The 9,322-nt window shown below is 65.4% G+C and carries 10 protein-coding genes, 1 tRNA gene and 2 pseudogenes; 9 read left to right on the top strand and 4 right to left on the bottom strand.

The genetic code is table 11. The annotated features are described in order from the left end of the window. Positions 1-278, top strand: a 278-nt coding sequence (locus tag ACIQ8J_RS14735) for a transposase (protein ID WP_403607817.1), incomplete at its 5' end; no start/stop codon positions are given. 114 nt (positions 279-392) lie between these two features. Here the strand turns inward: ACIQ8J_RS14735 and ACIQ8J_RS14730 are convergent. Beyond that, a pseudogene (locus ACIQ8J_RS14730) lies at positions 393-614 on the bottom strand (hypothetical protein); the annotation flags it as partial. Between the two features lie 308 nt (positions 615-922). On the opposite strand from ACIQ8J_RS14730, the gene ACIQ8J_RS14725 reads away from it, so the two are divergent. From ACIQ8J_RS14725 to ACIQ8J_RS14715, 3 genes are all read left to right on the top strand, one after another. Next, complete coding sequence (locus ACIQ8J_RS14725; RefSeq protein WP_403269667.1) at positions 923-1,633, top strand: hypothetical protein; 711 nt, start codon at positions 923-925, stop codon at positions 1,631-1,633. Next, positions 1,626-2,609 carry an McrB family protein gene (locus tag ACIQ8J_RS14720; RefSeq protein WP_403269664.1) on the top strand — a complete coding sequence of 328 codons (984 nt, stop codon included), beginning with the start codon at positions 1,626-1,628 and terminating at the stop codon, positions 2,607-2,609. The genes ACIQ8J_RS14725 and ACIQ8J_RS14720 overlap by 8 nt, the downstream gene beginning before the upstream one ends. 143 nt (positions 2,610-2,752) lie before the next feature. Then, positions 2,753-3,973: a hypothetical protein gene (locus ACIQ8J_RS14715; protein ID WP_403269661.1), complete on the top strand. Its 1,221-nt coding sequence runs from the start codon at positions 2,753-2,755 to the stop codon at positions 3,971-3,973. Here ACIQ8J_RS14715 and ACIQ8J_RS14710 read toward each other — a convergent pair. Further along, on the bottom strand, positions 3,951-5,114 hold the full coding sequence (locus tag ACIQ8J_RS14710) for a DNA methyltransferase (protein ID WP_403269658.1): 1,164 nt from the start codon (positions 5,112-5,114) through the stop codon (positions 3,951-3,953). The genes ACIQ8J_RS14715 and ACIQ8J_RS14710 overlap by 23 nt on opposite strands. 403 nt (positions 5,115-5,517) lie before the next feature. Here ACIQ8J_RS14710 and ACIQ8J_RS14705 point away from each other — a divergent pair, with 403 nt between their 5' ends. Beyond that, the gene (locus tag ACIQ8J_RS14705) at positions 5,518-5,775 is read left to right on the top strand and encodes a hypothetical protein (protein WP_403269655.1); all 258 of its coding nucleotides are present in this window, start codon (positions 5,518-5,520) and stop codon (positions 5,773-5,775) included. A gap of 86 nt (positions 5,776-5,861) precedes the next feature. Here ACIQ8J_RS14705 and ACIQ8J_RS14700 read toward each other — a convergent pair whose 3' ends face one another. Then, a complete protein-coding gene (locus ACIQ8J_RS14700; protein ID WP_403269653.1) occupies positions 5,862-6,257 on the bottom strand; it encodes a hypothetical protein in 396 nt (131 codons plus the stop codon). Here ACIQ8J_RS14700 and ACIQ8J_RS14695 point away from each other — a divergent pair. Further along, on the top strand, positions 6,256-6,888 hold the full coding sequence (locus ACIQ8J_RS14695) for a transposase (protein WP_403269650.1): 633 nt from the start codon (positions 6,256-6,258) through the stop codon (positions 6,886-6,888). The two genes, ACIQ8J_RS14700 and ACIQ8J_RS14695, sit on opposite strands and share 2 nt — an antisense overlap. After that, positions 6,798-7,030, top strand: a pseudogene (locus tag ACIQ8J_RS14690) (hypothetical protein); the annotation flags it as partial. The gene ACIQ8J_RS14695 and the pseudogene ACIQ8J_RS14690, both read left to right, overlap by 91 nt. A gap of 172 nt (positions 7,031-7,202) precedes the next feature. On the opposite strand, the gene ACIQ8J_RS14685 reads toward ACIQ8J_RS14690, so the two are convergent. Continuing rightward, positions 7,203-7,275 (bottom strand) — tRNA-Ala (locus tag ACIQ8J_RS14685). Between the two features lie 152 nt (positions 7,276-7,427). On the opposite strand from ACIQ8J_RS14685, the gene ACIQ8J_RS14680 reads away from it, so the two are divergent. Both ACIQ8J_RS14680 and ACIQ8J_RS14675 read left to right on the top strand, forming a co-directional pair. Beyond that, the gene (locus tag ACIQ8J_RS14680; protein ID WP_403269466.1) at positions 7,428-7,976 is read left to right on the top strand and encodes a helix-turn-helix domain-containing protein; all 549 of its coding nucleotides are present in this window, start codon (positions 7,428-7,430) and stop codon (positions 7,974-7,976) included. Between the two features lie 26 nt (positions 7,977-8,002). Continuing rightward, positions 8,003-9,307 (top strand): serine/threonine-protein kinase, encoded by a 1,305-nt coding sequence (locus tag ACIQ8J_RS14675; protein WP_403269463.1) that lies wholly within the window; start codon positions 8,003-8,005, stop codon positions 9,305-9,307. The last annotated feature ends 15 nt before the right edge of the window (positions 9,308-9,322 follow it).

The following is a 9,322-nucleotide window of genomic DNA, read 5'->3' as shown; positions in this document are numbered from 1 at the left end:
ATTTGAATGTCCACCGGAGCGCCGGGATGCGTCAGTACGCCGCCGACCACGACTGGCTGACCATCGTCCAACTGCCCAGCTATGCACCGGACCTGCACCCCGTGGAAGGGATCTGGTCGCTGCTGCGGCGAGGACCGCTGGCCAACACCGCCTTCACCGATCCCGACCACCTCGAGCGCACCCTCCGCCGCGGCCTCGCTCATATCCAGCACCACCCCGAACTCATCGACGGCTGCCTCACCGAAACCGGGCTGGTCCTCACGCCACACCCGACATGAACCCGAAAGGGTCAGTAGGCGGCGCTGTGGATACGCCAACTGCCGCGCCGTGAGGTAGACGCCACCCCAGTCCACGACGAGCGCCGCCGCGTACAGGGCGGTCTGCCAGCCGCCGCCGATCAGTGCACCGGCGATCAGGAGGGTGCAGCCGCCGAGTACGGGAGGCCAGGACACCCTGACCTGGCGTTGTAGCCCCGCGTCGCCCCGTGCGAGGTAGCCGTAGAGCACAAGCTGTACGCAGCGCACGACCAGGTAGGCGCAGGCGAGGACCGCGGGTCCCGTACAGCCCGCCGGTAGCGTCGTGCCATGCCTGCGCCCCCTGACAGGCCCTGCCATAACGCCTCCTCGTGCCGAGCGGACGTGTCGTCACATCCAACCGGCGCGAGCCCAGTTGGCACCACCGGTGATCGTTTCCGGTCAGAGCACTAACGGTCGCGACAGCGAAGATCCAATATCTGGAAGTTGCTGATCACGGGACTGGTGGGTCGCGAGGTGTGCCGACGCCTCGGCGCATGTGGGAGGCCGAGTCGGCAGTGCTGGCGGTGGATGCCCTCACGTCCTGTCCGCAGGCAACCCTTCGACTCATTGATCTAGGCTTCCCAACCAGGTGACCGCCTGGAAGACCTTTAGGTACGTTGGCTCCCGTGAGTGAGACAGGAGAAGGACCAGAGCAGAGCAGCGGCGCGCTGCCGGAGGAGTCGATGGGGGTCGTGGAGGACACTCAGAACCTGCACGTGCTCACCAAGGCGGCAGTCGTCGCTGGGATCAAAGCTCTGAAGGCTCAGCGCATCCACGAGCACTTCCCAGCCTACCTTCAGCTACGCAAGTTGGCCGTTGCCGCCGACTCTCCGACGAACATCAATCCTGACTGGAAAGAAGTCAGCGACCTACTGAAGATGCCTGGTGGGCCGCCCACCAAGCCGCACTACCGGCCATTCAGCTCGGTCAACCGCAAGGACGAGGCAGGTTACTGGTACAACCGAAACCTTGCCGGAAGCTACGCCCCGAAGTCCATGAGGGCAACCTCGAACTTCATGCTCAATGCGAGCGGCGAGGGCTACGAGCTTCCGACCGATCACGCCCGGCAGGCTCTTACGAGGCTACTGAAGGGGGCGAAAGTTCCTGCCTGGGCTCTGGCGGCCTACTTCCTGCGCAACTATGGGTTTGTCTTTGAGGGCGAGGGCGGTCACGACGAGCTGATCACTGCCTTAAAGAGGGAATTCGGCTTCGAGCAGGGAACTGACTTCGACCTACTCTTCGACGAGCAGTCGATTCAGTTCACCGGCACCTGGTTCGAACCGTTCAACCAGGCGACCGGAAATGAATCCCAGCAGGATGGTGCACTCGATGACTGACGTGACCCTGATCAAGGGCATCCGGGAGTTGAACGCCGACGACCTGGACATCGGGTACGTCGCGCGCGCTCAGGCGTCGCATGGGTCCAGCGCCCCGGACGCCCCGCTGCTCCAGTCCGACGATCCTCGGCTTGAAACGATCCTCAGGCTTCTACGGCGTTTCGGGGGCGTGATTCTGAGCGGTCCCCCCGGTACCAGCAAATCGTGGTTGGCGGGTCAGGTCGCGGACAAGATCACGGGCGGCGATAGCGCCCGCCGTGCCGATATCCAGTTTCATGCGTCGTACCAGTTCGAGGATTTCATGGAGGGCTATCGCCCCAAGAAGGACGGCAGCGGGTTCGAGCCTCGCGACGGGGTATTCCTCCGCCTGGTGCGAGAAGCGCAACAGAATTCCGATGCGAACTATGTGATCGTCGTGGATGAATTGAGTCGTGCCGACGTCGGTCGTGTATTCGGTGAGGCACTCACCTACATCGAGCGGTCCAAGCGTGGCCAGCGGTTCAACCTGCCGTCCGGAGAGACCGTCTCGATCCCGCTGAACGTGTATTTGATCGCCACGATGAACCCACTTGATCGTGGCGTTGACGACGTGGACGCGGCGTTCGAACGACGGTTTGCGAAGGTCGATATGCCCCCCAGTCGAGATCTACTGGAGCACATTCTCGACAGCAACGGCTTCCTCGATGACAACATCCAACGGCGCCTACTCGGCTGGTTCAGCAAGATCAATGCCCGTGCAGCACAGACGCCAGCGGCTGCCCTTGGGCACGCGTATTTCGCTGACGCAGTCGACTCAGAGACCCTCCAAGAAGTCTGGGACTACCAGCTGAAATACCACGTTGACCGCGCGTTCAAGTACGACCCAGAGACCCGCACTGCAATGGTCAACGGCTGGTCAGCGATCTTCGAGACATCTGACGACGACAACCAGCCGCCGACTGCCGAGGAAGGCGGACCGGGGACTGATGCAACATGACGGTCCTCCCGCCTGATCGACTTACCGAGCCGAACCGGACCGTCATCCCATGCTCGGAGTATGGGATTATTAATGTTGCCCAGGAGGATATTCTCGGGCAAGACGGGCGCCTTGCTCTAGCACCTGGAGTACTGAACCACTACGTGCGAGTCGACTTCAAGGACGGCGAACTGCGTCTCGCCGCTAAGGGCATTACCGGCCTGATGCCGCTCACCAACCGAATCGCGATTCAGGTACGCCCGCGGTTCCCGGTCCGAAGTCTTACACACATGGTAACCGTGGCCGGCTTCGCACCAGCGGTGCTGCCGGCGCTGCGCGAGTACAAGCCGACCGACCAGTGGAATGACTGGCTTCTCGATGTGATGGCGGACGGGCTACTCTCCGCGTTGGACACCATCGCCCTTAACGGATTCCTTCGCACCTACCACCGCCGCACCGAGGACGGGTCCTACCCCCATGGCCGCATCGGCACCACGGCCACGATGCTCCGGTTCGCAGCGCGCGGTATGAACCATCGGGCGCAGTACTCCTGGTTCGAGCGGACCATCGATAACCCGCCCAATCGCTGCCTGAAGAGCGCCGTTTCATTCCTGCACAGCCGTTACATGAACGCGCCGCGCCACAAGGGCGTGCGAGGACGCGTAGCGCGGCTCGGGGAGGCACTGCGAATTCTCGAACATGTGACCCTGGAGAGCCACCCAATCAGCCTCAATGACCCGCAGGTGCGTGCTGAGGCTCCCATTCCCGAGACGCGGTCGTACTACCGATCCGCGCTCGATCTTGCCGTGGCAATCCTCAATCGCCGCGGCATAAGTCTCGACGCTCGTACCGGCGACCTCACCATGCCAACGCTGCTCGTGAAGACTGAGGACCTCTTTGAGCAGTTCGTCCGAGTCAGCCTACAGGCGGCGTTGGCCGACCATCCGAACCTGGCCGTCCTCGATGGCAACCGGGATCCTGGTCGACTGCCACTCTATGAGGACCTGCCAGATGCCGCGCGGCAGGTCCTTCCTGATCACGAGGTGCCGACAAAAAATGGCGAGCCGCCATACGCTGAGCCTGACATCGTGTTCCGGATGGACGACCGCACACACCCCATGGTCGCCGACGTGAAATACACCAACGTCAAGAACTTGGCCGACCGCTCCGAGGTCGAGCAGATCGTGCTCTACGGCATCCGTTACAGGAGTCCAGTTGTGATGACCATTCATCCGCGCCGAGCCGACGCGAAGAAGGGTCTCCACGTTGTCGGACGCATCGGATCAGTGGTTGTCGCTCAGTATCGGGTCGATCTCGGTGCCAACGACCTGGAGGCGGAGATGGCAGAGATGGCTACGAAGATCAGCGAGCTGATCGCTTCGTAACCCCCTTAGCCTTTCCCTGTTTCGGCACCTCCGGCTCCGGCACAAGCGGTACCAGGTCGACACCGATCGCGTCCTGGCCCATCGCAGTCGCGGTCTTCAGTGTGGTTCCGGTACCCATGAACGGATCAAGCACGACGCCACGGGCTGGGGTGCCGTGGCCGCAGTCGGTCCAGCCCACGGTCTCCTTCTTGGCGAAGGTGAACTCGCGGAAGTAGCCACCGAGAGCCGCCTTGGCTTCGGCAGCAAGCCGTTGCACCTCCTGCGTGTTCCGCCCGGTGCCGTTCTGGAACTTGGTGGCCTTGCCGACGTCAGATACGCCGGTCGCTTGGATTGCGCGAATGTGGTCGGGCGTCAGCCCGTGCTCCTTCGCCAACTCCATGGCACGGCGGGCCTGTGGCCGCTGCGGATCAAGTTGGTCGGTCCGCTCAAACACGCGGGTGCGGGGCTTGCCGCAGGTAGAGCACACCTGGGGCGGGCAGCCAAGCATGACAGCGCGGCGCACCAACTCCTGCGGGTATGGGGCAAGGTGTGTACCCATGTTCCGCTCGGGCATGATCTTCCAGACGTCGCCAGGGTTAGCACCGTTGCCCATGTACTCGCTGTAGCCGACCAGGTCGTAGTAATAGTTCGGCTTCAGGGCAAGGTGAATGATGTATTCATGGCGGTTTGCGAGGCGGTTCTTGGCCGGCTCGGGCATCCCGCCGTCCTTGGTCCAGATGATCCGGTTGCGGATCAGCCAGCCGCGCTGAACGGCGTCGAACTCCAGCAGCCCGGGGATGCCCATGAGCGACCGATTGTAGTAGGTGTCGCCGACATTGAGGAAGACCGAACCGGTCGGGCGGAGTACTCGCCTCCACTCGTCCAGGCATTCCATCATTGCCTCGACGTACGCCTGCGGCGTCGACTCCTGGCCGATTTGATCCTTGTGTCCGTAGTCACGCTTCTGCCAGTACGGGGGCGAGGTGACGATCATGTCGACCGAATTTTCCTTTAGTCCGGTCTCGCGGGCGTCACCAGTGACTACCTCCGCACCGGCGGGCGAGAGGGCCTTTTCCCAGTCCTCCAGACCGCTGACTCCGACCGTCGACAGGTTCCGCGACGTGACGGGCTTCGCATCATCAGCCTCAAGAGCCAGGGACACTCTCTTCTCCTTCTGCCAGTCAGCTGGCCTTCAGTTTGGTGAAAACGGGTGGAGGGGTCACCTAGGCACGACGGGCGTCGCCCTTCGCACACCCTCCGCCTGGGAGACTAGACGCGACCACCGACATTAGCCTCATCGGCGCTGCCCCGCGGGCAGGTCATGCCCTCATCCCTCTTCCCCGATGTTTCGTACGCCGAGACTGCCGAGAGCATGGGGAACCTCCAGCAGGGCATCGCGCTCCACGAGATCGTGATGAGCGAGGACGGGGCGCCAGCCACCCTGGTCGCGTCGGAGCACTCGGAAACCGCCCTGCCTGCCAGGTCGATCCGCTGCGCACCGACACTGGAATGTTAGCGCGTTAACGCTCGGATTGCAAGCGTGCTAACGGTAGGATGGCTTCCCTATGACCCCCGAGACCGAGCTGAAGCGCGCCATGCAGGAGGCTGACCCGCGCAAGCGCGCCGCACTCCTCGCTGCCTTGCTCGACCAGTTGGAAGCGGCGCGCAAGGATGCACTGACCGCACGTGATGCCACGGCGAGGGAACTACATTCGGCTGGTGCCAGCGGTGCGGAAATTCAGCGCCTCCTGGGCATCTCTCACGGCAGGGTCAGCCAGATTCTGTCGGGCTGGGACCAGCGCCGGGGCAAGGCTGCCCGCTAGCCGCGCCTGGCATCTCCCCGGCCCAGTTCCTCACGCACCTCCTGCCGCTGCTGGCCCGTCTACTTCTCTCGCGGCTCCAGCTCGGCTCAGCGGCGGCTGTTAAGTCGCCGATCATAGGCGGGGCAGGGTACAGGCATCGTCGGATCAAGGAACAGGTCCCACAGCGCCCGGACCAGGGAGTCCAGCAGGTCCGGGGAGTCCTCTGCCTCACCTTGGCCGACGAACGTCATCATCTGCTCCTCCAGCTCGGCGTACCTCCGAGCCGGACCGGCATGGTGTACGCGCGCCCGCTCGTACAGCTGCGCCACCGGCGCAACCCGCGCCCGCTTCCTGAGGTGCCGACTTGTATAGCGGTAGCGGAACGTCGTCGAGTTGGCCGCTCGTAGCGTTTCCGTAGGACGCCGGGCCGGGTGGCTCGTGAGGTCCCTGCCGCCGTTCCTGGCTGGCTCATCGGGAGTGTGCCGCCGTTCCGGCGGCGCCATGGAGAAGGTTCGCAAGGACCTCGCCCGCGATCTGGTGGCCGAGGTCCGTACGCTCGACAAGCAGCTCGTCGCCAACGCCACGGACCGCGAGACGCTCGTGACAGCTGCGAAAAGCACGCTCATGCACACGCCGGGGATCGGACCTGTGCTGGCCGCACGACTGATCGCCCACGTCGGACGGGCCAGCCGCTTCCCTACCGCCGCAGCGTTCTCGAACTACACCGGCACCGCCCCCGTGGAGATCGCCAGTGCCGACAAGTCCCGCCACCGACTCTCCCGGTCCGGAGACCGACAGCTCAACTGCGTTCTCCACACCATCGCCATCAGCCAGATTCGCATGCCTAACTCGCCCAGCCACGTCTACTACCAGCGGAGACTCTCCGAAGGGAAGACGCCCAGGGAAGCCCGGCGCTGTCTGAAACGGCGCCTGGCCGATCACGTCTGGAGGGTCATGCTCGCCGATGAACGACGATCCGTCCTCCTGTCGCCATCCCTTGACAGACACAGAGGCACTCCCGGCGGGCGGAGGCCGTCCGTACTCTGCTGGACCGTGGCGACGAGGACATCGTCATCCAGACAGCCACCACCCGCCCGAGAGTGCTCGGCCTGCCGTTCACCCGCTGGTCGGTGAAGAAACTCGCCGCCTGCCTATACCGGGCCCCAAACGGTACATACGTATCGGCTGTCGAGACCTGCGGTGTCTGCTGCTCCGGCGCCAGATCACCTTCCAGGGCACGAAGACGTGGAAGCAGTCCACCGGTCCGGACGCGGAACCCCCTCCTCGGCAGCCTCAAATCTAGGAGATCCCACAGGGGAGACCAAGACGAGCAAACCCCTTGGGGTACAAGGGCCCCCACACCTCAGTGGGCACCGATGTGCCCACTGATAGGCACAAAAAACGCCCTCCGAAACTGCGTTTCAGCAGGTCAGAGGGCGTTTATGGAGTGGAGCCTAGGAGATTCGAACTCCTGACATCTGCCTTGCAAAGGCAGCGCTCTACCAACTGAGCTAAGGCCCCGGATGAGGTGTTGCGGGAACAGAGTACCGGGTGGAGCGGGGGATCTCGCAAAAGGATTGGGACTCCCGGTGGACGACCACTCTCCGTAAGATGCTCGGCGAGGTTCGCACCCGTGAAGCGGCCTCACTGGGGAAGCGATGGGGAGACGCGCAATGGACGCAGCACAGCAGGAAGCGACCGCCAGAGCCAGGGAGCTTCAGCGCAGCTGGTACGGAGAGCCGCTGGGTGCGCTCTTCCGCCGACTGATAGACGACCTGGGGCTCAACCAGGCCCGGCTCGCCGCTGTACTCGGGCTCTCGGCGCCCATGCTGTCGCAGCTCATGAGCGGGCAGCGCGCCAAGATCGGCAATCCGGCCGTGGTGCAGCGCGTCCAGGCCCTGCAGGATCTGGCGGGACAGGTCGCCGACGGCAGTGTGAGCGCCGCCGAGGCCACCGACCGCATGGAGGAGATCAAGAAGTCGCAGGGCGGCTCGGTGCTGACCAACACCGCCCAGACGACGTCCAGTTCGGGCGCCCCGACGGTGCGTCGCGTGGTGCGCGAGATCCAGTCGCTGCTGCGTTCCGTGGCGGCCGCGGGCGACATCATCGACGCCGCCGACACCCTCGCCCCCGCCCACCCCGAACTGGCAGAGTTCCTCCGGGTGTACGGCGCCGGGCGCACCGCGGAGGCGGTCTCGCACTACGAGGCGCACCAGAGCTGACAGGGTCCGATCCAGGGGGGCGCCGGGTGGGTGAGGTCTTCGCCGGTCGGTACGAGCTGATCGACCCGGTCGGACGGGGCGGGGCCGGGGCCGTCTGGCGCGCCTGGGACCGGCGCCGGCGCCGCTACGTGGCGGCCAAGGTGCTCCAGCAGAGCGATGCCCACACCCTGCTGCGGTTCGTCCGCGAACAGGCCCTCCGGATCGACCACCCGCACGTCCTGGCCCCGGCCAGCTGGGCCGCGGACGACGACAAGGTCCTGTTCACCATGGACCTGGTGACCGGCGGCTCACTGGCCCACCTGATCGGCGACTACGGGCCGCTGCCGCCCCGGTTCGTGTGCACCCTGCTCGACCAGCTCCTCGCCGGTCTCGCCGCGGTGCACGCGGAGGGCGTCGTGCACCGCGACATCAAACCGGCCAACATCCTGCTGGAGGCCACCGGAAGCGGCCGCCCGCACCTGCGGCTCTCCGACTTCGGCATCTCGATGCGCAAGGACGAGCCCCGCCTCACCGAGACCAACTACGTGGTGGGGACGCCGGGTTACTTCGCGCCCGAGCAGATGATGGGCGCGGAGCCGGACTTCCCCGCCGACCTGTTCGCGGTCGGCCTGGTGGCGCTGTACCTCCTGGAGGGCCGCAAGCCGGACGCGCGGGCACTCGTCGAGTACTTCGCCGCCCACGGCACTCCAGGAGCCCCGCAGGGCGTCCCCGAGCCCCTCTGGCAGGTTCTGGCCGGGCTGCTCCAGCCGAACCCGCAGAACCGGTTCCGCACGGCCACGGGGGCCCGCAAGGCGCTGGCGCAGGCGGTGGAGCTGCTCCCCGAGCAGGACCCGGACGAGGAACCCGTCGAGGTCTTCGACCAGATCGGCCCCCTGCCGCCGGGCTTCGCCGAGGAAGGCCCCGACCAGCCGACCCCGGACGCGCCGGTCTCCGTACGGCAGAGGGGAGCACATGAACACGGCCATATAGGGCACGATGCGTCCCAACAGGGCGCACACTCTGATGAGTTGGCGTCCGACTACGCGCCACAGGGCACCGGCAGCCTTCCGCCGACCCCGCCCACGCCCCCCACCCAGGCCCCGCCTCGGGCGTACCCGTACCTGCCACCGCAGTACGAGCCGACCCCGAGGACCCCGGCGACCACCCCGTACACGGCTCCCTACCCCAACGCTGCGCCGTACCCCAATGCGGCGCCGCCGCCCCAAGTTCCCGTCCGGGGCGGCGATTTCAGGCCGCGGCGGCCGGGCCCGCCCGTCAAGGTCGCGGTTCCGGTGCTCCTGGTGGCGCTGGTGTGCTTCGCGGTCGGCTTCTGGGCGCTGACGCAGACCTGAGAGCCCGGGAGCCGC

It is taken from the genome of Streptomyces sp. NPDC094147, assembly GCF_044764265.1.
Lineage (GTDB): Bacteria > Actinomycetota > Actinomycetes > Streptomycetales > Streptomycetaceae > Streptomyces.
The sequence above is the reverse complement of the archived record's forward strand: the minus strand, read 5'-3'. Positions and strand labels throughout refer to the sequence as shown.

What these genes read in the sequence shown, in the direction of transcription:
- ACIQ8J_RS14720 (WP_403269664.1), top strand. Translation starts at nt 1,626, where the DNA reads ATGACTGACGTGACCCTGATCAAGGGCATCCGGGAGTTGAACGCCGAC.
- ACIQ8J_RS14705 (WP_403269655.1), top strand. Translation starts at nt 5,518, where the DNA reads ATGACCCCCGAGACCGAGCTGAAGCGCGCCATGCAGGAGGCTGACCCG.
- ACIQ8J_RS14695 (WP_403269650.1), top strand. Translation starts at nt 6,256, where the DNA reads ATGGAGAAGGTTCGCAAGGACCTCGCCCGCGATCTGGTGGCCGAGGTC.
- ACIQ8J_RS14700 (WP_403269653.1), bottom strand. Translation starts at nt 6,257, where the DNA reads ATGGCGCCGCCGGAACGGCGGCACACTCCCGATGAGCCAGCCAGGAAC.
- ACIQ8J_RS14680 (WP_403269466.1), top strand. Translation starts at nt 7,428, where the DNA reads ATGGACGCAGCACAGCAGGAAGCGACCGCCAGAGCCAGGGAGCTTCAG.